Genomic DNA, 26109 nt, shown 5'->3' with positions numbered 1-26109 from the left:
ATGTGCGCCAGGGCCATCACGGGCTGCAAATGGTGTCAGCACAAAGGCTGAAGCCTTACGAATAAATAGTAAGCATGCTAATTAAAATTAACGTGAATGAAACATCTCATCACCCTGGGTTCTTTATGGGTAATGCTTCATAAACCAGACTGTTACGTACTATTACGGCGGCATTTAGGTAATATTAACCAAGACTTTTCTTAGATCCCATTAAGAATTAGCCAGGGCTATTAAAAGGATTTGCAGGTATTTTTCATTAATTGAAATGTTTAATTTATCGCTGTGACGAATAGTCATATTCGCGAAGGATAATTAGTAAATCAAATACTCAGGAGAGTCGGGGTAAAAGGTTAGCTAATTCTCTTGCGATATATATCTTTACAGGATGCAGAGATAATTAGCCTGACATTTAATGTCGATAATGAAAACGGATCCCGCAGGATGCTGGAGCCGGATGTGTGTAATTCAAGGGAAATCCATGAAACGTAAATTAATGACCTCTTCTGTTATTGCCAGCCTGATGTTAGTCGCAGGTGCTGCGGTTGCAGCCGATCCGGTAAGCGTGAGCGGCGGTACTGTGCATTTTGAAGGTGAACTGGTCAATGCAGCCTGTGCAGTCAGTACTCAGTCATCCGATCAGGTTGTTACCTTAGGCCAGTATCGTACTGCCAGTTTTGCCGCAGTAGGTGATACAACGGCACAAATTCCGTTCTCCATCGTGCTGAACGACTGTGACCCGAAAGTTGCCGCAACCGCAGCTGTGGCTTTCTCTGGTCAATCCGATATTACCAACAACAACCTGCTGGCTGTCACTTCTGCAGATAACGGTACCACTGCCAGCGGTGTCGGGATTGAAATTCTGGACAACACGTCCACCGCGCTGAAGCCAGATGGTGCCACCTTCTCTACCGCTCAGGCTCTGGTAGAAGGGACCAACACCCTGCGTTTCTCTGCACGTTACAAAGCCACTGCCACCAGCGCTACGCCGGGTCAGGCAAATGCCGACGCGACGTTCATCATGAAGTACGAATAAGCCGTTTTGATTTGCGCAAGGATGACGTTCGCCTCACTGGATGAGGCAATTTCCGGGGATGATGAAGGATGCGGCAGATGATAGGGAAAGGCGTGGCGCTGGCGGGAATGCTGTGCGTACTGCCTGTGTTTGCACATACGGTAATACTGGAAAGTGGCCGCCTTCACTTACGGGGGCAGCTCGTCAATGGTGCCTGCACGGTCGCTACTGACAGCCAAAATTTGCGGGTGCAAATGGGGCAGTATCGCACTAATGCTTTCTCCGGGACGGGGAGCTTTGCCTCTACCAGCGTGCCGTTTTCACTGCGCTTAACGTCATGCAGCTCCGATGTTTATGACCACGTTGGGATTGCGTTTGCTGGCGTGACGCCAGCGGAAGATCCGCAGGTTTTCCTTGCCAGTGGAGATGCGTCTGCGGCTTCGGGGATCGGCCTGGCGTTATTTGACCAGCGCCAACGGCAAATTATTCCGAACGCGCTGCCGCTTCATTATGCGCCGATTATAACGCAAGAGATGACGTTTCATTTCACTGCTCGTTATCGGGCTGTCTCGGAAAATATAACGCCGGGAACGCTTCGTTCAGACGTGTGGTTTACGTTGGTTTATCCCTGATTTATTTCCCAACGATAATCACACCAAAGGTATTTGTAGCTATGTTTAATTATCTAAAATCAGGTTTTATCCTTTTACTGTTCTTATTTCCTGTTGCCAGTGTTCAGGCTGCCGGAGGCATTGCATTAGGCGCTACCCGTGTTATTTATCCAGCCGATGCCAAACAAACGTCACTGTCTATTAGCAATAGTGATACCAAAGAACGTTACCTGGTCAATTCATGGATTGAGAATAGCGCAGGTGTTAAAGAAAAATCGTTTGTGGTTACACCTCCGTTGTTTGTCAGCGAGCCCAAAAGCGAAAACACGTTGCGTATTATCTATGCAGGTGTTCCGTTGCCCAAAGATCGTGAGTCGCTGTTCTGGATGAACGTAAAAGCCATTCCGTCAGTCAATAAAAACAGCCTTGAGGGCAAAAACGTTCTGCAACTGGCGATTCTGTCCCGCATCAAGCTTTTCGTCCGTCCGAATAATTTGCCGCAAATCCCGGAAGATGCCCCGGGGATGCTGACGTTTTCCCGTTCAGGCAACCACCTGAAAATTAACAATCCGTCAGCGTATTACGTCACGTTGGTCAATCTCAACGTGGGGAAAACGAAGGTCGATAACGTGATGGTTGCACCGAAAAGTGATGCGCAGGTTCTGTTGCCAACAGGCGTGCAGGGCAACGTTACGTTCCAGACGGTCAATGATTATGGCGCTGTGACCCCGGCCCAAACGGTTAGCGTGCGTTGAGATAACGATGAATAAGACAACGTATTTTCCTGGCCTGTTTCCGGGGGTTACGCCACCGCTGGCGGGGGTGGCGTTGTCCACGCTGGCGGCGCTCTTTCCCTCTTTAAGCCATGGTGAAAGCTATTTTAATCCGGCCTTTTTATCTGCGGATACGGCAACCGTGGCGGATTTATCACGTTTTGAAAAAGGTAATCACCAGCCTGAAGGTGTTTATCGCGTGGATATCTGGCGCAACGATGAGTTTGTGGCTACTCAGGATATTCGTTTTACGACCAGCGCGGGAAAATCCGGGGAGAAGTCCGGTGGGCTGATGCCGTGCTTTGGGCTCGACTGGGTGAAGCGCCTTGGCGTCAATATCGCCGCGTTTCCGGCACTCAGTAAGGATGCGAACGATACCTGCATCAATCTACCTGAGGTGATTCCAGGCAGCGAGATTGCGTTTGATTTTTCTACCCTGCGACTAAACGTCAGCCTGCCGCAGGCGTCGATGTTAAACAGCGCGCGTGGCTATATTCCACCGGAAGAGTGGGATGAAGGCATCCCGGCTGCGCTGGTTAACTACAGTTTCACCGGCAGTCGCGGGAGTGATACGGACAGCTATTTCTTAAGTATGCTCAGTGGCCTGAACTATGGCCCCTGGCGCTTGAGAAATAACGGCGCATGGAGCTATTCCAAAGGTGACGGATATCACTCACAAAGCTGGAAAAACATCGGCACATGGCTTCAGCGCGCGATTATCCCGCTGAAGGGCGAGCTGGTGATGGGTGACAGCAACACCGGCAACGACGTTTTTGACAGCGTCGGATTTCGCGGGGCGCGGCTCTATTCCTCAGACAGTATGTATCCCGACAGCTTACAGGGTTACGCGCCTACCGTTCGCGGTATTGCGCGAACAGCGGCAAAGCTAACCATTCGTCAGAATGGCTATGTGATTTATCAAAGCTATGTTTCACCGGGCGCTTTCTCGATAACCGATCTCAACCCGACGTCATCCAGCGGTGACCTTGAGGTGACGGTGGACGAAAAGGACGGCAGCCAACAGCGCTATACGGTGCCGTACTCCACGGTTCCCTTGTTACAACGAGAAGGGCGTTTCAAATATGACGTGGTCGCAGGGGATTTTCGCAGCGGCAATAGCCAACAATCTTCTCCATTCTTTTTCCAGGGAACATTAATTGCTGGGTTACCAGAAGGCTACACCGCTTACGGCGGTACGCAGTTGGCCTCACGCTACACGGCGGTGGTTTTAGGCACCGGCCGAAACCTGGGGGACTGGGGGGCGGTTTCTGTCGATCTGACCCATGCCCGCAGCCAACTGGCGGATGACAGTACACACCAGGGGCAGTCATTGCGTTTTCTATATGCGAAATCGCTGAACAATTTTGGCACCAACTTTCAGTTGTTGGGATATCGCTACTCTACGCGTGGTTTCTATACCCTCGACGATGTGGCGTATCGCAGTATGGAAGGCTATGAGTACGAATACGACAGCGAGGGCAATCGCCACGATGTGCCCGATGTGAAGAGTTACCACAACCTGAGCTACAGCAAAAAGGGCCGTTTCCAGATAAACATTTCGCAGAATCTGGGGGATTACGGATCGCTGTATGTCTCGGGTAGTCAGCAAACGTACTGGAATACCTCAGACACCAATACCTGGTATCAACTGGGCTATGCCAGCGGCTGGCAAGGTATTAGCTATTCACTCTCCTGGTCGTGGAATGAATCGGTTGGCATCTCCGACACCGACCGTATTGTCGCGTTCAATATGTCAATACCGTTCAGCCTGCTGAGCGGACGGCGCTACTCGCGAGATAGCGCCTTCGATCGCACCTACGCCACCTTTAATGCTAACCGTAATAGCAATGGACAAAACAGTTGGCAGAGCGGGATCGGCGGTACGTTGCTGGATGGACGCAACCTGAGCTACAGCGTGAATCAGGGGCACAGCAGCACCAATGGCTACAGCGGAAACGCCAGTGCCAACTGGCAGGCGGCCTATGGCACGCTGGGCGTGGGATACAACTACGATCGCGATCAGCATGACTACAACTGGCAACTCTCTGGCGGCGTGGTGGGGCATGCGGATGGCATTACGCTCAGTCAGCCTCTGGGTGATACCAACGTGCTGATTAAAGCGCCTGGCGCACAGGGTGTGCGGATAGAAAACCAGACCGGCGTTCAAACCGACTGGCGTGGATACGCGGTGATGCCGTATGCCACCGTCTATCGCTATAACCGTGTCGCGTTAGACACCAATTCCATGAACAACAATACCGATGTGGAAAATAACGTCAGCAGCGTAGTGCCAACGCAAGGGGCGCTGGTGCGAGCGGCGTTTGATACACGAATCGGTGTGCGGGCGCTGATTACCGCCAAACATGCCGGTAAACCCGTGCCGTTTGGCTCTATTGTGCGGGAAAACACCAGTGGCGTGACCAGTATGGTGGGCGAAGACGGGCAAATTTATCTCAGTGGTCTGCCGCTAAAAGGCGAGTTGCTGATCCAATGGGGGGAAGGCGCAAACGCTCGCTGCGTGGCGCGCTATGCCTTGCCTGAGGAGAGTCTGAAACAGGCGGTGACGCTCACGAACGTGACGTGCGAATCTCCAACGGCACGACAGGAATAATACGATGAAAAGACAAACGGGTTTGTTACTGGGAAGCGCTTTACTGCTGATGGCCCATTCGTCATGGGCGACGGTCTGCCATAACTCGAATGGCACGCCAACGGATGTTTTTTACGATTTGTCGAATGTCTTTAACAGCAGCAACAACCAGCCGGGACAGGTGGTAACGTTACCGGAAAAATCGGGCTGGATTGGCGTGAATGCCACCTGTCCGGCCGGAACGTCGGTGAATTACACCTACCGAAGCTATGTCACTGAACTTCCGGTGCAAAGTACCGAGGGCGGTTTTCAGTATCTGAAGCTCAATGACTACCTGCTGGGAGCCATGAGCATCACCGACAGCTATGCCGGGTTGTTTTATCCTCCGCGTAGCTATATCCGTATGGGGACTCACCCCAACGTACCTAAGCAGCAGCCTTTTGGCGTAATGGATTCAAAGCTGGTGTTTAAACTCAAAGTGATCCGCTCGTTTATTAACATGGTTCCGATTCCGCGTCAGACGATGTTCAGCGTCTATGTCACGACCAGTACCGGAGATGCGCTAAGCACGCCGGTGTACACCATCAGCTACAGCGGTAAGGTGGAGGTTCCACAAAACTGTGAAGTGAACGCCGGGCAGATTGTTGAGTTTGATTTTGGCGATATTGGCGCATCGTTGTTTAGCAAGGCGGGGGCAGGAAACCGGCCCGAAGGCATTAATTCGCAGACCAAAACCGTGGCGATAAAATGCACCAACGTCGCCGCACAGGCCTACTTGACCATGCGTGTAGAGGCTGAGAAAGCCACCGGACAAATGATGGTTTCTGACAACCCGGATTTAGGTTTTATCGTCGCCGATAGCAGTGGTAACCCGCTGACGCCTAACAATTTGTCCAGCAATATCCCATTTCAATTGGATGATAACGCCGCAGCCAGGGTCGGTATTCGGGCATGGCCGGTCAGCGTGACGGGGAATAAACCTACCGAAGGGCCTTTTACGGCTCGTGGCTATCTGCGAGTGGATTATGACTAACAAGCAAACGCCATTCGCAGGGGCGCTTCTGGCGATGGTGTCCCTGCTAACATTCAGTTCGTTGGGCCATGCCGCCTCGTCGCTGGGGGAAATCAATATTGAGCTGCGTGGCAACGTGGTGGACTTTACCTGTGCGGTGATTGCCAGCGACAGCAATAAGTCGGTGGAGTTGGGGACCTGGCCGACAAAGCAGCTTCAGACCAGCGGAGATACCACTCAACCGGTCGCGTTTACGCTGAAGCTTGAAGGTTGCCCACCGGGATCCGCATCGATAACGTTTTCCGGTACTCCGGCTCCGGGCACGACGCTGTTGGCGCTTGATGATGCGGTCATGGCGCAAAAGGTGGCGATTGAACTGCACGACAGCGATCGTACGCGATTACCGCTCGAACAGGCGAGCCAGGCCGTGGGGATTGATGAGAACGGCAATGCCACGCTGACCTTTTTCGCCAACTATATCGCGTTAGCCGATGGAGTTCAGCCTGGCGTCGCCAGGGCTGATGCCACGTTTATGATTAACTATAACTAATCAATAAGCTGACAAAACGCTCCCGAACGACATCTCGCCGGGAGTGTTATTACATTAACTCATGCATTTTTGCATAATCGATCAGCTCAACGATGGTGTGCAACCCGAGCTTGGAGTAGATATTCGCCTTGTGAGCGCTAATCGTTTTATTGCTGAGTAACAACTGTTCAGCAATTTCCTTATTGGACAGACCGTTTGCCAGATAACGCAAAACCGTAACCTCGCGGTTAGAGAGCGGCATGTCATTCAGCACACCTTTTTGTGCGTTTATATTGTTAATGAAATTAAGGGTGTCCGACGGGAAAAAAGAATATCCCGATAAAATCATTTTTACTGCATTGTAGATATCATTGAGATCCTTTCGTTTACTGACAAAACCATTTGCACCGGCCCGGATAGCACGCCCGGCATAAAAAGACTCCGATTTGGAAGAGAGAAACAGCACCCGAGTTTTCTCCTGCAGAGACTTTATTCTCTTGAGTAATGTAAATCCATCCGAACCAGGTAGTTCAATATCCAGGATGACAAGATCGACCGGGTATGTGCGCAGGTGTTCTATTGCCGTACGGCTGTCGTCGGTTTTCAATACTACCTGAATATTACTGTTTTTCTCGAGTAGTACTTCTATCGACATTCTGACAATAGGGTGTTCGTCCATAATGATAACGGATGCTGGTTTCATTGTTGTATGCCTCAAACTGTTTGCGTATCTTGCGAATTTGATAAAACATCAGGCGTTATAATATTGTCAAATAGCCAAGAATTGTTCTGCGGGAAAACCGAATAAATATTATTTCATCCTTGTTTATTCGGTTGTTCTTCTGCAGAACAATGAATTTGTGGAAAATCCATTTCACACCGGGAAAACTAACAATTAATCAGGAAACTGTGGGGATTATACCTGCTCTGTTCTTTCGGAAAAGACTTACAACATCCCGGTTGTTAATGTCAGTTAGGATATTCTGAAAGACCCAGATGTGTTAATGACTATTGGTATTATTTATCTGCAGTTCGAATTATGGCAGATTGAAAATTTTTTTTAAATAGTAAAAACGATACAATAAACCAATTGTTTAGGTTTTGTTAAGACTGCAATTAGGCTTTTTTATATTGAAATGCACAGAATCAGTAAGGTTAAGTGTGACAGTGGCACCAGTCATAATACCAGGAATAGTTGTAAATATTAAATATTTGTAAAAATTAGATCTTTTTTCTTATTCAAAAATAAGTAGTTTCCTAAAAAATCTTATCGTACATAGGGTTATGGTGTTAAATTAAATGAAGAGAGGTAACGTTGAGGCGGTGTATCAGATGCAAAAAGCGTTGTCTGCTGGGTAACCCCAGGCGCGTAATCAATTGGTTCAGGCGATAGATGATACGGTGGTAGGGTTGTGTTTGTAACAATGCAATCTTTTTTAAGGAGTTACCTTGTAAAAGTAAGGCAATCATCTCCCAATCGAGCTGATTTATGCGTCTGGAATGAATATAGTCAGGAACCGGCGATAATAAGGCGTGACGCACCTCAGGAAGGCGTAAATTACGTGATAAGATATAAAATGGCCCGGATAGTGAAATAAAGGTAGTCAGGTCTTCATCACGACTGGAAAGCATTATGAAGATCTGGATGTCATTACGCTGCTTAATTAGCTGGCGCAAACGTTCAAGTATATCGAAATAGGGGTGTGTTAAGCTTTCTATGTCAATCACTAACTGGCTAATTACTGGTTCCTGCATGCTGGGTAAGGCCGACTCAACGCTCTGGAAGACCGCCGTACGTGTGCCTGAGAATAAATGTCGACTTAACGCATAGGCCAGGTAGTAGTCTGTTGTAATTATCGCCTGAGATATAGTGTCGTCCGGTAATGTGTATTCGAGTTTTTGCGCCAGATACTCGAGCCTGTCAAATACTTGTGAGGTACAGTGGGGATATTGCCAGGTACAGTTAGTGTTTCGTATGCGGCGATAGCGGTCCCGGCGTTTTGCGCTGTGCATCCTTTTCCATTCCATTTCTGTTGCGGCAGGTCTGGATAAATTGCTGACTATAAACATCCCTGACCCAAATTTTTGCCAGCGTAAAGGTCAATGTCCTTGTGCCGTTGGGTTTCAGTACTTCAACAATCATCAGACTGGCAATTGCGTATCCCATCAGAATAATCTGCCGGAAGTTTTCTGATGTCTTACTCAATGCCCAAAAGATCGTTTTATCCAGTTCAACCTCTCTCTGATATTAGATAAAATATTACCGGGTGTGTCTTTCTGTTACCCCGGAAATAGTATGGCTGGATTATTCTGGCAGGCAGAGGATAGGTACAGTAGGAGTCGATACTTAATCGAGGATGAGATATTTCTCAATAAAAATTAGGCAGAGATACCCCGTCTAATTTTGTAGAAAATTCAGATGGGCGCGGATGTATCTTAAGAATTGCTGATCGTTTTTCACATGCAGCTTTTTCATTATGCCGCGGCGGGTCGCTTTGGCCTGAAGATCGCTTATTGAGAGTAAGTGAGCCGTTTCGGCTAAGGTATATCCGCTGGCGAGAAACATTAAGAACTTACGTTCGTCGACAGAAAAGTTGCGGGTAGTGCAGTAATGGCAGATAGTTGCAGGCACGTTGCTGCGCAGCGCACGTTTTTGCAGGATGGGGACTAATTTTTTAGTCATTTCCTCAACGTCATCTTCTCGATAGATCAGCGGCAACATGTACAGGCAGGGCCGGAACATCAGCTTATCTTTATCATTTCTGTTGCAGATGACAACCCGGTGTTGGCGGCGGGTATGGATCGGAATCTGATAGCAATCGGCGCTGAGCCAATCTTCATCCAGGGAGATAAACGCGATGTCAGCGCGATCGATATTCTCGACAGGTAAAAAGCAGATCTCCTGATGCCACTGATTTGCCAGATGGGAGATGATGATTTTCAGTCCATGTTCGAAGTGACTGTTTTCTTCCTTGATGGCGATACTTAACATTAAAGAGTTCCTGAACCACTGGAGGGGTAAGGGAATGTTAAGCAAAATCATAAATATTCTAAATACATGTATCCTTAAATCTGGCGTTTCGTGGGCTGAGTTGTTACCAGGTGATTTCCTGGATACCCTTGAACAAGCAGAAAAAATCAACATTCGTACACTTCGCCAGCAACTGAAATAAAAGGCATTGACTCAGCAGGCGCTGACCGTATAATTCACGCGTTTCATCTGCATGAAGTAATCACTTCGCAATGCGCCCTTAGCTCAGTTGGATAGAGCAACGGCCTTCTAAGCCGTAGGTCGTAGGTTCGAATCCTACAGGGCGTACCATTCAAAGTTAGTCCCTATGCTCAGCTTCAACGCACCGTTACGCGCGGGACGGTTTTTCTGCTTCCAGCCAATGTTCTACCTCATAAAGACTTTGTTGGATCTCCTCTCTGAGTGAAAAATCACCCAACGGCTGCTGTTCAAGTGCTGCACACATCGTGCTGGCTGAGCGCATTCCCATGCTGGCGCAGCTGCTTTTGAGCTGATGCGCCAGACGTTTTATCTGCTCGCGCTCATTTAAATCTCGCGCCGTGTCAATTTCATCTAATAAAGGAAGGGTGTGTTGCTTAAAGAGCGCTAACCATTCGTGCACCTTTTGCCATCCCATGACCTGGATATCCCCAGCCAATTGCTGAAAATCTAACCGTTTGTTGTCATTGTCTGATGCAAGCGGGAGAGACTCGTTGGCGTGCAGATAATGCGTAATAAGTCGACTGAGTTCATCCCGGGGAACCGGTTTTTGAATAATGCCGAGAAACAGGGTGCTGGTTCTTTGGTTTAGCGTTTCGTCGATGACGTGTGCGCTAAAGCCGATCAGGTTAAGTGCCGGATAGTCGTGGGCTAACTGCTGCGCCAGCGTGATCCCGTCGATATCAGGAAGATCGAAATCAACCAGAGCAGCATTAAAGCTGGCATCTTCCCGCAACAGGCTTAACGCCTCCTCGGCACAGTCGACAGCGGTGACCTGTGCGCCATTGAGAGTGAGCATTTCTGTGCTGATGCGCTGCGTAAGAGGATTATCCTCGATAAGCAATAAGCGTAAGCCCTGTAACGATATGGAGCGTTGTGCGGGTTTAATGACGGGCATCGTGGTTGCCCGCAATGGCAGACGCAGCTGGAAACAACTCCCGACGCCGGGTGTGCTGGTAACGCTTAGTTCTCCCTGCATTGCCTTGGCGAGACTGGCGCTGATGGTGAGTCCGAGCCCGGTTCCTCCACGTTTACCGCTTACCTGAACGAACGGCTGAAAAATATCGTGCTGACGGGCAGGGTCAATTCCGCATCCCGTATCCTCAACCTCAACATACCAGTACTGATCTTCACGCCGACTACGCAGGATAATGTGTCCTCGATCGGTAAAGCGTAGTGCGTTGTTTAATAAGTTAGTAATGATTTGCCGGATACGGCGCGGATCGCCACGCAGGGAAGCGGGAACGTCATCGGCAAAATCCGCAACCAGCACGACCGGGCGACCGCTAACGCGGCTGTTCATGAGTTGAAGCGTACTTTCCAGCAAGGGTTTGGGTTCAAAAGGCTCATCGCCTATCGCCACATTCTTTCCACCGGCTTCGATGGCGGAATAGTCGAGGATATCGTTGAGGATGGTCAGTAGAGACTCGCCCGAGTCGGTGATTGCGCGTAGATTTTCCCGATGCTGTGCCAGGGCGGGATTGTCTGAGAGCAACTGCGCAGTGCCGAGGATACCATACAACGGAGTGCGTATTTCATGACTCATGGCGGCAAGAAACGCCGATTTTGCCTGGTTAGCTTTTTCAGCTTCTGCACGGGCCTGCCGGTGTTCAGATACCATAGAATGCAGCTCGGCGGTGCGAGCTTTAACCTGTGCGGCCAGATGTTTGCGATGGTTATTGAGGGCGTGAACGCTACTGCGAAAGGCATCCATCAACCGCCCGATGGTATCCAGCTCGCGAACGCCTGCGGTTTCCGGAAAGGGGGAGTCAATATCCCCCTCAAGTAGACGCTGCAACGCCTGGGTTTGCTGTGCCAGTGGGCGTGTGACTGAGCGATAAACCACACGCCAAAGTATAAGAATCAGCAAACATAATGACACGCCACCTAACAGCAGCAGCAAGTTTTGCCCGCGCTGGCTGGCCTGTTTGAGATGCGCTAGTCCGCTTTGATTGCGTTGGCCGATGATTTCCACCAACTGACTGACTTCGCTACTGAAACGGGTAAATTGTTCGATATTATTCTGCGATAAGATCTGCAATTGGGTCGTGATGTCATTATCCTGGCGATACAGGGACAGCAGCTCAATATAACGGCTAATCGTATTGACGGTGTCGGCCACCTGAGTGCGCACCACTGGATCTTCAATACGTATTTGTCGGCGGTGAAGCACTCTGACGGCGGCATTCAACTGGCTTTCCAGCGCAGCCAGGTTATTCTGCGCCTGGTTATTCCCCAGATTCATCACCATTTGCTGCACGCGTAGCGCGCTCAGGCGCAGCTCATTCATCTGGTTATAATATTCCAGATCGATATCGATGAGCCTGTCCAACGCGTGTTCAGCCGCTTGCCCCTGATGACTCTCAATTAAATCATAAATGCTTGCCTGCGTGGCGCCCGCCGAAGTAGCTGCATTGCTGGCCTGGCCGCGCGTCATTTCGGCAACGTCAGCGGTGGCCTCAATAATTTTCTGGCTAAGTTGTTGCTGTTGAGCGCGTAATTTCAGGCGTTCGCCAACCATCTCCCCCTGATGGCTTAACGACTGGGCGATCTCTTTTTCCTGTTGTTCAATGGCCGAGGTATCAAAGCCCTGTTCACGAAGAGTTTTGAGTAATGTGGTTATTTTCAGACTCTGGGCGGTTAGCATTCTCCCCTGAGCCAGCCACATATTTTCATTGTCTGCGGTGGTTAGATTTTGTGCGGAAAACAGTTCCCAGGCACTGGCCTCGCTGAGCTGGCGCGCCATATCCATGGTTGGAATTAGCGCCTGGGTATTGGCCTGCTCAACCTGGCTGACAAAACGCAGGTTATACCAGCCTGTCAGCGTACTGATAAGAGTCAGTGCCGCCATCAGCGCAAAGCCTATCCACAGTCGTTTGGTCAGAGATAAATTCACTGTCTGGTCGCCACAGATTAAAAAGGTTGAGTCCAAAAGAGGAAAGCAACTAGGATAAAGCCTTATCAATGTTGAGGCTATCATGCGCGTATTGGTTTTCCTGCTTATCACACTTTTTCCCGGCTTAAGTCACGCGGCCGGGTCTGCACTGCTGCGCTGGCAGGATACCCGGCAGTCAGTCTCGGTACCGCTGACGGACGTTACTGCAAGCAAAGTCTGGAAACTGTGCGCGTTGTATCCCAGCCTGAAGGATTCTTACTGGCTTTCAGTGAATTACGGCATGCTTGAGGCGGCAAAAAAATATGGAGTAAGCCTGAAGGTGTTTGAGGCGGGAGGGTATCGTCAGTTCACCACGCAAAAAACACAAATCGCCCAGTGCCAGCAGTGGGGCGCGGATGCCATTTTATTGGGCAGCAGCACAACGACTTTTCCGGATTTGCAGGCGCAGGTTGGTACGTTGCCGGTCATTGAGGTAGTGAATGCGATACACGATCCGACGGTGAAAGCACGGGTTGGAGTTCCATGGTTCCAGATGGGTTACCAGCCAGGCCGCTATCTGGTTAAGTGGAGTGCGGGAAAACCGTTAAAGGTCTTATTATTGCCCGGACCTGATGACGCCGGAGGCAGCCGCGAAATGGTGGCAGGATTCCGTCAGGCGATTGCCGGTAGTCTGGTGCAGATCGTGGATGTGGCGCTGGGGGATAATGATATTGAAGTTCAGCGCAACCTGTTACAAGAGATGCTTGAACGTCACCCGGATGTCGATGTGGTTGCCGGTACAGCAATTGCTGCGGAGGCAGCGATGGGAGAGAAGCGGAATCAGGGGACGCCGCTAACCGTTGTCTCTTTTTACCTGTCGCATCAGGTTTATCGCGGACTTAAACGCGAAAGAATCATTATGGCTGCCAGCGATCAAATGGTCTGGCAAGGTGAACTGGCGATTCAACAGGCTATCAGAGTATTACAAGGGCAACCGGTGCGGGAAAATATCAGTCCGCCGATCCTGGTGCTCACCCCGAAAAATGCCGACAGCCAGCATGTTCAGCGCTCACTTTCTCCTGGCGGGTTCCGTCCGGTTTATCTGTATCAGTACACGTCGGCCGCTAAAAAATAACCTTCGCCGTGCTGCGTCACCAGTAAATCAGCCCGTAGCTTATGGCGCAAACGGCGGATCAATACATCCACGGTGCGTAAGTCTGGATTGTCTACCCGTCGTGCCGAAAGCATACGCAGTAAACGTTCGCGGCTGAGAATTTCCCCCGGATTGGTGACAAAGGCGACCAGCATTTCATACTCGGCGCGGGTGAGTTTGATCGTCTCATCGCCCAGCTCCAGGGTATGCCGGGAGACATTCAGACAGTATCCGGCAAACTGATAGCAGTTATCTTTGGTCTCCGGCTGCGCCTGGCGGGCAAGATCGATACGCCAGAGCAAATTTTTAACCCGAACCACCAGTTCACGTAGCTCCAGCGGCTTAGTGACATAATCATCAGCGCCCATTTCCAGGCCAACGATCCGGTCAATTTGATCGCTACGACCCGTCACCAGAATGATCCCTACCGTTGAGCGTTCGCGCAGGGCACGGGTCAGCATTAAGCCATTTTCGTCCGGGAGGTTGATATCCAACAGAATAAGATCGACAGGATGTTGTGACATGATTTCACGTAGGCCTGTAGCGCTGGCGGTGACCGAGACGTGGTAACCCTCCTGTTCAAAGTATGCCTGTAACCTCGCCTGGGTGACGGGTTCATCTTCAACAATTACAATGTGATGCGACATCCTGATGGCGTGCTCTTTCTGTTCATATCTGTTCACATTGTGCCGTAAGTCATTCATCCTGACCAGTGTTGCTGTTCACATTTGAGAAATAAGATCCTCTGTAACTAAACCATAAGATTACAGGGGCTATTATGCGGAAACTATGGAGGGCGCTGCTCAGACCGAGCGCACGTTGGTCAGTGTTGGCGCTGGTCGTTATCGGGATTGTGGTCGGTATTGCGCTGATCGTCTTGCCGCACGTTGGTATTAAATTAACCAGTTCTACCGAGTTTTGCGTGAGCTGCCACAGTATGCAGCCGGTTTACGAAGAATATAAACAGTCTGCGCATTTTCAGAATGCCTCCGGGGTACGCGCAGAATGTCATGACTGCCACATTCCATCCGATATTCCAGGCATGGTGAAACGTAAGCTGGAGGCCAGCAACGATATTTACCAAACCTTTGTTGCCCACTCTATTGATACTCCAGAGAAATTCGAAGCCAAACGCGCTGAGCTGGCGGAGCGCGAATGGGCGCGAATGAAGGAGAACAACTCCGCGACCTGTCGTTCTTGTCATGACTATGATGCGATGGACCACGCTAAACAACATCCTGAAGCTGCGCGCCAGATGAAGATTGCGGCCAAGGACAACCAATCCTGTATCGACTGCCATAAAGGTATTGCGCATCAGCTTCCCGATATGAGTAGCGGTTTCCGTAAGCAGTTTGACCAGTTACGCGCCAATGCAAACGACGATGGCGAGACGCTCTACTCTCTGGACATCAAACCTATTTATGCCGCCAAAGGTGATAAAGAACCTGCAGGATCACTGCTGCCCGCTTCTGAAGTGAAAGTGTTAAAGCGTGACGGTGACTGGCTGCAAATTGAAATTGTGGGCTGGACCGAGAGTAATGGGCGTCAGCGCGTGTTGGCGCAACTGCCGGGCAAGCGCATTTTTGTGGCTTCCATTCGTGGCGACATCCAGCAGCACGTGAAGACGCTGGAGCAAACCACCGTTGCGGAAACGAATACGCCATGGAGTAAATTGCAGGCCACCGCCTGGATGCAGAAGGGCGATATGGTCAACGACATCAAACCTATCTGGGCTTATGCCGACTCGCTCTATAACGGAACCTGTAACCAATGCCACGGCGCGCCAGAGAAAGAACACTTTGATGCTAACGGTTGGATTGGCACGTTGAACGGCATGATTGGCTTTACCAGTCTGGATAAACGTGAAGAACGTACCTTACTGAAATATTTGCAGATGAATGCCTCTGACACTACGGATAAGCCGCATGGCGATAAGGGAGAAAGCAATGAAAAATAACGATCTCTTTCAGGCATCTCGCCGACGTTTTCTAATGCAGTTGGGGGGCTTGACCGTAGCTGGTATGTTAGGGCCTTCGCTGCTCACGCCGCGTAGCGCCAACGCCGCAGAAGTCCAGGGCACTGGCGTCAAAGAGGGGATTCTGACCGGTTCTCACTGGGGGGCTATCCGTGCCACCGTGGTTGATGGTCGTTTTATTGAGGCCAAACCGTTTGAGCATGATAAATACCCGTCAAAAATGATCGCTGGACTCCCGGATCACGTACACGGTGGAGCGCGTATTCGCTACCCGATGGTCCGCGTGGACTGGTTGCGTAAGCGCCATCAGAGCGATACCACTCAGCGCGGAGATAACCGCTTTGTACGCGTTTCGTGGGATGAAGCGCTGGACTTCTTCTACCAGGAGCTGGAACGCATTCAGAAGACCTATGGTCCGAGCGCGCTGCTGACTGCCAGCGGCTGGCAATCGACCGGGATGTTCCACAATGCTTCCGGGATGCTGGCACGTGCCATTGCGCTGCATGGCAACAGCGTGAGTACCGGGGGAGACTATTCCACCGGCGCCGCTCAGGTCATTCTGCCGCGCGTGGTAGGGTCAATGGAGGTATATGAGCAGCAGACCTCCTGGCCGCTGGTACTAGAAAACAGCAAAACCATTGTGCTGTGGGGTTCTGATCTCATCAAAAACCAGCAGGCGAACTGGTGGTGTCCGGATCATGATGTCTACGAATACTACGAGCAACTGAAGGATAAAGTGGCGCGGGGTGAGATTTCGGTCATCAGCGTTGACCCGGTCGTCACCTCAACGCATGACTATCTGGGCCGCGACAAGGTTAAGCACATCGCCGTGAACCCGCAGGCTGATGTGCCGCTACAGCTGGCGTTGGCACACACGCTGTATACCGAGAAGCTCTACGATAAGCATTTCCTCGATAACTACTGCGTTGGGTTTGAGCAATTTCTGCCTTATCTGCTGGGCGAAAGTGACGGACAGCCTAAAGATGCCCAGTGGGCGGAAAAAATCTGCGGAATTGATGCAGATACGATTCGTGAACTGGCGCGGCAGATGGCGGGCGGCAGAACGCAAATTATTGCCGGCTGGTGCGTGCAGCGTATGCAGCATGGGGAACAGTGGGCGTGGATGATCGTGGTGCTAGCCTCGATGCTCGGACAAATCGGTTTACCCGGCGGCGGCTTTGGCTTTGGCTGGCATTACAACGGTGCGGGCACCCCGGGGCGTAAAGGGATTATCCTGAGCGGTTTTTCTGGCTCCACCACCGTGCCTCCTGTGCATGACAGCACCGATTATAAGGGCTACAGCAGTACTATTCCGATCGCGCGTTTTATCGATGCGATTCTGGAGCCGGGCAAAAACATTAACTGGAACGGCAAAACCGTTAAGTTACCGCCGTTGAAGATGTGTGTTTTTGCCGGGACCAACCCTTTTCATCGTCACCAGCAGATTAATCGCATTATTGAGGGATGGCGTAAGCTGGAAACCGTCATCGCCATCGATAATCAGTGGACGTCGACCTGTCGATTCGCCGACATCGTATTGCCGGCGACGACCCAGTTTGAACGTAACGATCTTGACCAATATGGCAACCACTCCAACCGCGGAATTATCGCCATGAAGCAGTTGGTGCAGCCGCAGTTTGAAGCACGTAATGATTTCGATATTTTCCGCGATCTTTGCCGCCGCTTTAACCGTGAAGAAGCGTTCACTGAAGGGCTGGATGAGATGGGCTGGTTGAAGCGCATCTGGCAGGAAGGAAGCCAGCAAGGGAAGGGACGCGGTGTTCATCTTCCGGCCTTCGACGTTTTCTGGAATCAGCAAGAGTACGTTGAATTCGAACATCCGCAGATGTTTGTTCGTCATCAGGCCTTCCGCGAAGATCCCGACCTTGAACCGTTGGGGACGCCAAGCGGTTTGATCGAGATATATTCGAAAACCATTGCCGATATGCAATATGACGATTGCCAGGGGCATCCGATGTGGTTCGAGAAAATCGAACGTTCACACGGTGGGCCAGGGTCGCAACGTTGGCCGCTGCATCTGCAATCCGTCCACCCGGATTTCCGTCTGCATTCACAGCTCTGCGAGTCCGAAGCGTTGCGTAAGCATTACGCGGTAGGTGGCAAAGAGCCGGTGTTTATTAACCCACAGGATGCCAACGCCAGGGGCATTCGCAACGGCGATATAGTTCGTGTATTTAACGCGCGTGGACAAGTGCTGGCCGGGGCGGTTGTCTCCGATCTCTACTCGCCGGGCGTGGCGCGCATCCATGAAGGTGCCTGGTACGACCCTGATAACGGTGGAGAAACCGGAGCGCTGTGTAAATACGGCAATCCGAACGTGTTAACGATAGATATCGGCACGTCTCAGCTGGCGCAGGCAACCAGCGCCCATACTACGCTGGTGGAAATTGAGAAGTATACCGGCAAGGTGGATAACGTGACGGCGTTCAGTGGCCCGATAAAAATGGTGGCGCAGTGTGAATATGTCCCGGCTGAGCAGGTGAAGTCATGATGAAAGACACCTCCCTGACAAAAGAACAAATGGCCTGCGTGTACGCCTGGCTGGCGCAGTTGTTTTCCCGGGAGCGTGACGATGAAAGCCTGGGGCTTTTGCAGTCCAGCGAAATGGCTGAGTGGTTCGCGGTGCTCAAAGGCGAGCCGCTGCTTGAGGCGCAGGTCCTTCTGCTGGAGGCGAAAATTGCCGCGCTCAAGGTGCGGGAAGACGCCACCCTGGAACTGGCGGCTGATTTTTGCAGCCTGTTCCTGATGTCGGATAAACACGCGGCGTTACCCTATGCATCGGCTCATCTTGAAGGAGGGCCAAACTATGGGGTCATTAAACAACTATTATCTGATGCGGGCATGCAGGTAAGCGATACGTTTAGCGAGTCAGCCGATCATCTGGCGATTTTTATCGAACTGCTGAGCCATCTGCATTTTTCCCTGGCAGAGGCAGGACCGCGTCATCAGCAGGTTGATGCGTTGCGCAGAGAAACGCTGGCAGGGCTGTTACGCTGGTTACCGGAGTTCACCACTAAATGCTGTCGGTATGATGACTTTGGTTTTTACGGCGCGCTAAGTCAGCTGTTGCTGGCTTTGGTCAGACTGGATAATCAGCGCTGAGAGCAGCACATCCGGTGGTAATGAATCTGTTGCCTCCGTCGTATTGCTACGTTCACCTTATGTTTTTCACTTCTCTGAAACGATACTGTCTGTGAACGTGTTAAGGGTACTATCGCCGTACCCTTAACAATCCCGGCTCCCGGCGGGAAAATTGTTGCTGCGCAATACCCTCCGCTTATTCCTTCAGGCTACCGGGCCGGGCGCGAGGCAACGTCCCTGTAAAACGCGCCCTGAACCCGCATCCCTGTGGGTTCTCCCGGCCTTACGGAAACACGTCGGCAATTTTCAGCCGGACCAGTCCACACTTGACCTCCTGCGCTTTTATTTGAAAATCGCTGAACTGCAAAACAGATTTAACTGGAAATTAGGGCGTTGAAGCGATGACCTCGCTATGGTTGTTCCACTCCCAGTTATTTCCATGGTCTTTCATCTTCGTGAACTGAATGGCATTAGCACATTCGCTCCCGTTTTAACCCTATCACCGTACAACCAGCACCGGACATTTCGCGTGGCGTACCACGGCTGCTGCCGTTGAACCCAGCAGATAAGTGCTAAAACCGGGTTTATGTGAGGCGATGACAATAAGCTCGGCGTCTACTGATTCCGCCAGTTTGAGGATCTGATCCTTTGGCGGGCCGTAAACGACATGAGTTTGACTCCTGCCTGCAGGAATATTGAACTGCTTAATAATCTCTTCGAGTTTTTCGCTGGCCTTGGCCTGCAGACCACTCCTGTCCGGAAATTCGGTAGAGTAGGCCAGCCCCAGCGAGGCATAGAACGGAACGGTAGGAATAACGGCTAAAAAGTGAACCTTCGCGGTTTTGGCATGCGCCTGAACCTGTGGAACAACATGGCGAGTCAAATCGGTTTCAGAGATATCAATGGGCACCAGAATTGAGCGATACATATTCACTACCTCCTGTTTGTTTACCTCTACTCTGAGTGTAGCGAAAGTTGTCTTTGTATAATAAGTGACCAGATCAAGGTTGCGTGCATAAATGTGCGTCAATGAAATGTGTGTGTCGCATGTCTGGCCGTATATGTATATGTGAGCAAAATTGTAAGACAGATATCTTCATTAATACGTGTAATCAAAAAACAGAAAAGGGTTCTTTTTTATGTGTTTTCATTATATATTTAATTATATAACGATTGTCACCAAAGGATTAATTTCAGCAGCTTTTAATCGTTATCAAACTTTTATTCTGATGTTTGTGTGATTAATAGTTAATCAAACTTTATGTTTGGTTTAAAACTCTAATTTTAAACGAAATTTGATATTTACATTTCGTTCTCATTAATTATGCGAGCCCCTTCAAACTTACCCGTTGGCTGATTCTTATTTCTCTCTTCGCTTGATGAATATCAATAAGTAGCTTCTTTAGTATATTTATTGTCTACCTCTAAAAGGGTATTCGTCTGATGGAAATATAAGATGAGAAAAATAAATAAAACTATCATATGGACGATGCTGCTGTGCATTGTTCTTGGTGCAGTTATTGTTTTGGCAGGGCAATGGACATTGCACAAAACCTCGAGCACGGAATTTTGTTTGTCGTGCCATACGATGCAGGCACCTTACGAGGAATATACCGGCTCGGTTCACTTCCAGAATCAGAAAGGCATTCGCGCAGAGTGCGCGGACTGTCATATCCCGGAGGGCGGGCTGGATTATCTGGTGGCTAAGCTGCGGGCCTCAAAAGATGTTTATCACCAGTTCATAACCAAAAAAATCGATACCCCGGAAAAATTTGAAGAACATCGTCTGGAGATGGCGCAAACCGTCTGGGCACAGCTCAAGGCGAGTGATTCTGCGACCTGCCGTAGCTGCCACAGTATGGACGCCATGGATCTTGCTGCACAAAGCGCGGATGCCCAGAAGATGCACAAAATGGGCATCGCGGAAAAGCAAACCTGTATTGATTGCCATAAAGGCGTCGCCCATTTCCCACCTGAAATAAAAATGGATGACAGTGCGCTTAAAGGGCTTGAAGCGCAGTCAGCCTCTACTCCAGCCTCGGCAACTGAGCTTTATGCCGTAAGCAATACCGCGCTTGGCGATCTGGGAACCGTTTACCCGGCAACAAAAATGCAGGTTCTGAAAACAACGGACAACGCACGACTGGTCGAGATTCGCGGTAGCCAGATGCAAGGAAGTGAACAGGTTATTTACTACGCAGCAGGGCAGCGTTTGATTCTTGCCAGCCTGAGTGAAAAAGGTCAGCAGTCGCTGAAGATCCTCTCCGACTGGAAAAAAGATGACTACGGCAATGCGTGGCGAGATGTCGTGCTGCAGGGTGAATGGAGCGGTTCCGCTCTCGCTAGCCGCGAACCCATGTGGGATTACGCACGCAAACTCGACAATGTGTACTGCGCGGGTTGTCATGCGCCAATTCCGGCGAATCATTTCACGCTCAACGCCTGGCCTTCTGTGGCAAAAGGGATGGGTGCTCGTACCAATATCAGTGAAAACGAACTGGATATCCTGAGCCGTTACTTCCAGTACAACGCGAAAGACATGAACAAATAAGCGATAAATCAGGAGAAATCATGAAACTCACAAGACGTGACTTTATCAAGACGGCTGGCGCGGCAACCGGGACAATGGCGATTTCTTCGGTGATCCCAATGCCGGCCTGGGCCGAAGGCCAGAATGGCGGGGCAATCCTGACGGCAGCACGTTGGGGTGCGGTATACGTGGAAGTAAAAGACGGCAAAGTGGTTTCCTCAAAAGGTGCGTTGCCGAAAACGGTGCCGAACTCATTACAGCAAACCGCGCCGGATCAGGTTCATACCAATATCCGCGTTAAGTATCCGATGGTGCGCAAAAGCTATCTGGAAAACCCGGGTAAAGCGGATGGTAAACGTGGTAACGATCCTTTCGTGCGTGTGAGTTGGGAACAAGCGCTGAAGCTCATTCACGAGCAGCATAGCCGGATCCGTAGCAGCTATGGCCCGTCCTCAATATTTGCCGGTTCCTATGGCTGGCGCTCCAGCGGCGTTCTGCATAAGGCGCAAACCCTACTGCAACGCTATATGAGCATGGCCGGTGGCTACGCCGGTCATACCGGAGATTATTCAACCGGGGCCGCGCAGGTGATCATGCCTTACGTTGTGGGATCGGTTGAAGTCTATGAGCAGCAAACCACCTGGCCGATGGTGCTAGAGCACAGTCAGGTCGTGGTGCTGTGGGGGATGAACCCGCTCAATACCCTCAAAATTGCCTGGAGCAGCACGGATGAACAGGGGATTGAATACTTTAATCTGCTGAAAAAATCAGGGAAAAGCGTCATCGCCATTGATCCGATGCGTTCTGAAACCATCGAGTTCTTTGGTGATAATGCGACCTGGATTGCGCCACATATGGGGACCGATGTGGCGATGATGTTAGGGATCGCCCACACGCTGGTGAAGAAAAATCTTCACGACAAAGCCTTCCTGGAAAAATACACCACCGGATATCCGCAGTTTGAAGAGTACCTGCTCGGCAAGAGCGACAAAATTGAGAAAACCGCCGAGTGGGCATCTGGCGTGTGTGGCGTGCCTGCTGAGCAACTGGAAAAGCTGGCGGAAATTTTCTCCAGCAACAAAACCATGCTCATGGCAGGCTGGGGGATTCAGCGTCAGCAATACGGTGAGCAAAAACACTGGATGCTGGTGACTCTGGCGGCGATGCTGGGGCAAATTGGTACCGAAGGCGGTGGTTTCGGGTTCTCTTATCACTATTCTAACGGCGGTAACCCAACACGCACCGGTGGGGTATTGCCAGCAATTTCCGCCAAAATTGAGGGGGGATCATCTGCTGGCAACGACTGGGCGGTTTCCGATGCGGTGACCAGCCTGCCGGTAGCGCGAATTGTCGAGGCGCTGGAAAACCCAGGCGGCAAATATCAGCATAACGGTAAAGAGCAAACCTTCCCGGATATCAAAATGATCTGGTGGGCGGGTGGCGCTAACTTTACCCATCATCAGGATACCAACCGCTTAATCAAAGCCTGGCAGAAGCCTGAACTGGTTGTCATCTCTGAGTGTTACTGGACCGCAGCGGCCAAACACGCCGATATCGTTCTGCCAATCACCACCTCGTTTGAGCGTAATGATCTGACCATGACCGGTGATTACAGTAACCAGCATCTGGTGCCTATGAAGCAGGTCATCGCGCCGCAGTTTGAAGCGCGTAGTGATTTTGACGTATTTGCCGATCTGGCTGAGATGCTCAAGCCGGGTGGTAAGGCGGTCTACACCGAAGGCAAAGACGAAATGGCGTGGCTGAAGCAGTTCTATGACGTCGCGCAAAAAGCAGCCCGCGCCCAGCGTGTCGCCATGCCTCAGTTCAACGCGTTCTGGCAGCAGAATAAACTGATCGAAATGCGTGAGAATGAAAAGAATAACAAATATGTGCGCTACGCGGATTTCCGCAGCGATCCGGTGATGAATGCGCTGGGAACGCCGAGCGGCAAGATAGAAATCTACTCGAAAACGATTGAAGGCTATCAGTATAAAGACTGTCCGCCGCATGCGTCCTGGATTGAACCGGATGAATGGAAAGGAACTGCGGATAAAGATCAGCTGCAGCTACTGACGGCGCACCCTGCACATCGTCTGCATAGCCAGCTGAACTACGCGTCGCTGCGTAAAGAATACGCGATTGCCAATCGTGAACCGGTGACGATTCATCCGGATGACGCGAAAGCCAGAGGGATTGTCGAGGGCGATCTGGTTCGTGTATGGAATGCTCGTGGACAGGTTCTGGTGGGGGCGCACGTCAGCGACGGTATCAAACCGGGAATCATCTGTATCCATGAAGGCGCATGGCCGGATATTGAAAACGGTATCTGTAAAAATGGCGGTGCGAACGTGCTGACGGCGGATATCCCAACCTCACGGCTGGCGAATGGCTGTGCGGGGAATACCAGCCTTGTATATGCAGAAAAATTCACCGGTGAAGCGCCAAAACTCACCGTCTTTGATGAGCCAGCAATTGTCACCATGTAATGATGATGGCTGATAAACGGGGGCCGTAAGGCTCCCGTTTTTTATTACTGTTTGGGCAACGTTTTACTGTTGTTACTCAGCCAGTTCAATCACATCTCCCGTTGCCGGTGCGTCAGTTCCCGGTAGCCACAATCGACCCCATGAACCAGTGCAATGACAGCCGAGCAGTTTTTCGGGTTGTTGTTGCTTAATAAATTGTCGGGTCCGCCATAGCTTAGCGGGGGAGGCTGCACGTAAATGAAACCCACCGACCAGGGCATAAATTTGGTTAACCCCTGTGATTATCTGGCAATGGCGTACGATGTTCTCTATTCCCCGATGCCCGCAACCAGTAATGATGACTAACCCGCGTTCAGATTTATAGATCAACACGCCTTCGTCACTGATGTAATCTGGTTGGAGTGTTTTTTCGCTAATCACACCATAGGACTGTGGCGTGGGGACGCTAATTTCCCCGGACCACAAAAAGCGATCGCTGATAGCCAGCGGCTCGCGAGTGTATTCCATGATGAATCGAGAGTAGTTGTTATCACGCGAGAGTTTTTTAATTTTTCGTGGTGTTCCCGCAACCGTAACTGAGGCGTATCGTTCACAGGCTATTTGGGGATGGCAAATGATACGGCTGTTATCCGCAAGCCACGGCACGCCGCCGCAGTGATCGTAATGGCCGTGCGACAGCACCACGGCGGTTAAGTGCGTCAGGTCCACGCCCATTTGTGCAGCGTTATGCATGAAGCTGCCATCCGGCCCGGTATCAAACAATATTGTGGTCGTTTCATCCTGAACTAACAGACTTAATCCAGGCTTTGCCAGTAATGTTTTTCCAGCGCCAGCAGCACGTCGGTTTTCAAGCAGCACCGTGAGGGTCAAAGCCATGTCTGACTCCAGTATTAAAACGGCATACTGTAATGCATGGCTTTTGAGAGTGTTGTGATCGCAGCGCTCTTTAGCGGTATCTGTTATTCACGCACAATTTTGCCAGCGTTTCCTGCATCGCTGTCATTCCAGCTACCGCGACCATTTGTTTTAATGGTGTAAGTGGCATAACCGACGCGGAAGGTCATCGTATCCTTATAGGTATTTACGTCACGTACTTCCTTACCATTGACGTAAACGCCGGAACCTTCGACGTGAATATCAACGCTGCGTTGACCATTGGCAAATTTGGCCACGTAATTTCCGCTGAATTTGCCATCAATACCCGCATTATCGTAGTTATCCCGGCCTGTGGTATTTTGCTGCTCTTCACCATGGCGATGATGACGATTTTGCTGGCTGTTATCGTTCTCGATAAAGCCATGATCGTGGTTCCATTGATAGGATTTGTTCACATCACAACCATTGAGTTCGCTCATTTGCGTACAACCTGAACGTTCATACTTTTTCTGCATTGCCGGGGTAATTGCACATGCCGTTGTGGCCGTTGTCAGGCCAAGGACCAGGAGGGTCAGCAGACGTTTATTCATTTTTCACTCACTATCATCATTAAGTTTATTTATAGGAACACGAACTTTTTGGCTGTCATTTTTACGACGATGGCAGTCTCCCATTAAATATTAACGACGCATACCAGGGGTAATCCTAATTTATAATTAGGGTGAGGTGATAAATGTTGTGATACGCAACATAATAAGTAGTTGATTTACGATTTTTATACAATCTGAATAAAGAGTTAAAAGGTTTTTACTTTTTAATGGAAGATTTAATGAATTATTAATGTTGACATTAACGATGAACAAGGATGCAGGCTTGTATATAAACAGGCCTGCACGGGGAGAGTAGTCCACAATATTCAAACTTAGCGTATTTATGGATATTGTCGTCAATACAGCTCGTCTTTACCCTTGAGTGGAGATCTGTGCGCGGTGCTGCTCGGCCTGTATCTCATGAGCAAATGAATGGCCGTTATTTACTGATTGGTGAACAACCATTGCTTTTTCATGTTTATTCATTTGTGAAAATGATTGCGCATTGGTTGGTGTTGACGATGAATTATTTGCCTGCGAGGCGTGTGTCTGCGCCATTTGTTGATGTGCAGAGGCATGACTGTTATTCATCATTTCATGAGCCATTGCGGCCTGTTGATGCACTTTAGGTGTTTCTGCCGCATTAACGCCAACTGAAATAAAAAACGCGATAGCTAAAAAAGAGGACATCTTATTCATCATATTTCTCCTGTTTGGGTTTACGGAAGAAAGTATAATTAATGGGGACTGTCAGTGGCGTGACAGG

22 protein-coding genes and 1 tRNA gene are annotated in these 26109 nt (G+C 50.3%); 13 read left to right on the top strand and 10 right to left on the bottom strand.

The genetic code is table 11. The features are described from left to right. The first annotated feature begins 478 nt into the window (after positions 1-478). From fimA to sfmF, 6 genes are all read left to right on the top strand, one after another. Positions 479-1033 carry a type 1 fimbrial major subunit FimA gene (gene fimA, locus GUC46_RS17235; protein WP_003835752.1) on the top strand — a complete coding sequence of 185 codons (555 nt, stop codon included), beginning with the start codon at positions 479-481 and terminating at the stop codon, positions 1031-1033. Between the two features lie 77 nt (positions 1034-1110). Continuing rightward, a complete protein-coding gene (gene fimI, locus GUC46_RS17230; protein ID WP_003847496.1) occupies positions 1111-1644 on the top strand; it encodes a type 1 fimbrial protein subunit FimI in 534 nt (177 codons plus the stop codon). Positions 1645-1685: 41 nt separating this feature from the next. Next, a complete protein-coding gene (gene fimC / locus GUC46_RS17225) occupies positions 1686-2378 on the top strand; it encodes a type 1 fimbria chaperone FimC (protein ID WP_003835750.1) in 693 nt (230 codons plus the stop codon). A gap of 7 nt (positions 2379-2385) precedes the next feature. Further along, on the top strand, positions 2386-5007 hold the full coding sequence (locus tag GUC46_RS17220) for a fimbrial biogenesis usher protein (RefSeq protein WP_130714910.1): 2622 nt from the start codon (positions 2386-2388) through the stop codon (positions 5005-5007). A gap of 4 nt (positions 5008-5011) precedes the next feature. Continuing rightward, on the top strand, positions 5012-6019 hold the full coding sequence (gene fimH, locus GUC46_RS17215) for a type 1 fimbria D-mannose specific adhesin FimH (protein ID WP_160180546.1): 1008 nt from the start codon (positions 5012-5014) through the stop codon (positions 6017-6019). A gap of 34 nt (positions 6020-6053) precedes the next feature. Next, positions 6054-6548: a fimbria assembly protein gene (gene sfmF, locus GUC46_RS17210; protein ID WP_086503791.1), complete on the top strand. Its 495-nt coding sequence runs from the start codon at positions 6054-6056 to the stop codon at positions 6546-6548. Between the two features lie 49 nt (positions 6549-6597). Here sfmF and fimZ read toward each other — a convergent pair whose 3' ends face one another. The 4 genes from fimZ to fimW all read right to left on the bottom strand — a co-directional run bounded on the left by fimZ (position 6598) and on the right by fimW (position 9519). Next, positions 6598-7230, bottom strand: coding sequence for a fimbria biosynthesis transcriptional regulator FimZ (fimZ, locus tag GUC46_RS17205; RefSeq protein WP_003021902.1), 633 nt, complete (start codon positions 7228-7230; stop codon positions 6598-6600). A gap of 587 nt (positions 7231-7817) precedes the next feature. Continuing rightward, entirely contained in the window at positions 7818-8540 is a 723-nt protein-coding gene (locus GUC46_RS17200; RefSeq protein ID WP_088902634.1) for a fimbriae Y protein, read from the bottom strand. Further along, positions 8491-8694, bottom strand: a complete 204-nt coding sequence (locus GUC46_RS17195; protein ID WP_127785952.1) for a hypothetical protein — start codon at positions 8692-8694, stop codon at positions 8491-8493. The genes GUC46_RS17200 and GUC46_RS17195 overlap by 50 nt, the downstream gene beginning before the upstream one ends. A gap of 231 nt (positions 8695-8925) precedes the next feature. Then, positions 8926-9519 carry a fimbria biosynthesis transcriptional regulator FimW gene (gene fimW / locus GUC46_RS17190; RefSeq protein WP_016149736.1) on the bottom strand — a complete coding sequence of 198 codons (594 nt, stop codon included), beginning with the start codon at positions 9517-9519 and terminating at the stop codon, positions 8926-8928. A 253-nt stretch (positions 9520-9772) separates the two neighbouring features. On the opposite strand from fimW, the gene GUC46_RS17185 reads away from it, so the two are divergent. Beyond that, positions 9773-9849: transfer RNA gene (locus tag GUC46_RS17185), tRNA-Arg, on the top strand. A 37-nt stretch (positions 9850-9886) separates the two neighbouring features. Here the strand turns inward: GUC46_RS17185 and torS are convergent. Then, on the bottom strand, positions 9887-12652 hold the full coding sequence (torS, locus tag GUC46_RS17180) for a TMAO reductase system sensor histidine kinase/response regulator TorS (RefSeq protein WP_160180544.1): 2766 nt from the start codon (positions 12650-12652) through the stop codon (positions 9887-9889). An 82-nt stretch (positions 12653-12734) separates the two neighbouring features. Here torS and torT point away from each other — a divergent pair, with 82 nt between their 5' ends. After that, positions 12735-13766 (top strand): TMAO reductase system periplasmic protein TorT, encoded by a 1032-nt coding sequence (torT, locus tag GUC46_RS17175; RefSeq protein ID WP_130714908.1) that lies wholly within the window; start codon positions 12735-12737, stop codon positions 13764-13766. Here torT and torR read toward each other — a convergent pair. Beyond that, entirely contained in the window at positions 13739-14431 is a 693-nt protein-coding gene (torR, locus tag GUC46_RS17170) for a two-component system response regulator TorR (protein ID WP_003021912.1), read from the bottom strand. The genes torT and torR overlap by 28 nt on opposite strands. Positions 14432-14562: 131 nt before the next feature. Here torR and torC point away from each other — a divergent pair, with 131 nt between their 5' ends. Genes torC through torD form a run of 3 tightly spaced genes read left to right on the top strand, consistent with a single transcriptional unit; the run spans position 14563 to position 18882 of the window. Beyond that, the gene (gene torC / locus GUC46_RS17165; RefSeq protein WP_003021915.1) at positions 14563-15741 is read left to right on the top strand and encodes a pentaheme c-type cytochrome TorC; all 1179 of its coding nucleotides are present in this window, start codon (positions 14563-14565) and stop codon (positions 15739-15741) included. After that, on the top strand, positions 15731-18271 hold the full coding sequence (gene torA, locus GUC46_RS17160) for a trimethylamine-N-oxide reductase TorA (RefSeq protein WP_048216727.1): 2541 nt from the start codon (positions 15731-15733) through the stop codon (positions 18269-18271). The genes torC and torA overlap by 11 nt, the downstream gene beginning before the upstream one ends. After that, entirely contained in the window at positions 18268-18882 is a 615-nt protein-coding gene (gene torD / locus GUC46_RS17155) for a molecular chaperone TorD (RefSeq protein ID WP_032936924.1), read from the top strand. Before torA ends, torD begins: the two co-directional genes overlap by 4 nt. A gap of 478 nt (positions 18883-19360) precedes the next feature. Here the strand turns inward: torD and uspF are convergent, their stop codons facing one another. Further along, positions 19361-19789: a universal stress protein UspF gene (uspF, locus tag GUC46_RS17150; RefSeq protein WP_003835732.1), complete on the bottom strand. Its 429-nt coding sequence runs from the start codon at positions 19787-19789 to the stop codon at positions 19361-19363. Positions 19790-20317: 528 nt separating this feature from the next. Between uspF and GUC46_RS17145 the strand changes: the two genes are divergently transcribed. After that, positions 20318-21412, top strand: coding sequence for a NapC/NirT family cytochrome c (locus GUC46_RS17145; protein ID WP_003835730.1), 1095 nt, complete (start codon positions 20318-20320; stop codon positions 21410-21412). A gap of 20 nt (positions 21413-21432) precedes the next feature. Then, positions 21433-23877: a trimethylamine-N-oxide reductase 2 gene (locus tag GUC46_RS17140; RefSeq protein ID WP_003021928.1), complete on the top strand. Its 2445-nt coding sequence runs from the start codon at positions 21433-21435 to the stop codon at positions 23875-23877. Between the two features lie 72 nt (positions 23878-23949). Here GUC46_RS17140 and GUC46_RS17135 read toward each other — a convergent pair whose 3' ends face one another. The 3 genes from GUC46_RS17135 to GUC46_RS17125 form a co-directional block, all read right to left on the bottom strand. Then, positions 23950-24753 (bottom strand): MBL fold metallo-hydrolase, encoded by an 804-nt coding sequence (locus GUC46_RS17135; RefSeq protein ID WP_048216724.1) that lies wholly within the window; start codon positions 24751-24753, stop codon positions 23950-23952. A gap of 83 nt (positions 24754-24836) precedes the next feature. Next, positions 24837-25343, bottom strand: coding sequence for a hypothetical protein (locus GUC46_RS17130; protein WP_048216723.1), 507 nt, complete (start codon positions 25341-25343; stop codon positions 24837-24839). A gap of 372 nt (positions 25344-25715) precedes the next feature. After that, complete coding sequence (locus tag GUC46_RS17125; protein WP_160180802.1) at positions 25716-26042, bottom strand: copper-binding protein; 327 nt, start codon at positions 26040-26042, stop codon at positions 25716-25718. Positions 26043-26109: the final 67 nt, after the last annotated feature.

This window comes from Citrobacter sp. LUTT5 (assembly GCF_009905315.1).
Taxonomy (GTDB): domain Bacteria; phylum Pseudomonadota; class Gammaproteobacteria; order Enterobacterales; family Enterobacteriaceae; genus Citrobacter; species Citrobacter freundii.
This window is presented reverse-complemented; position numbering and strand designations above follow the sequence as displayed.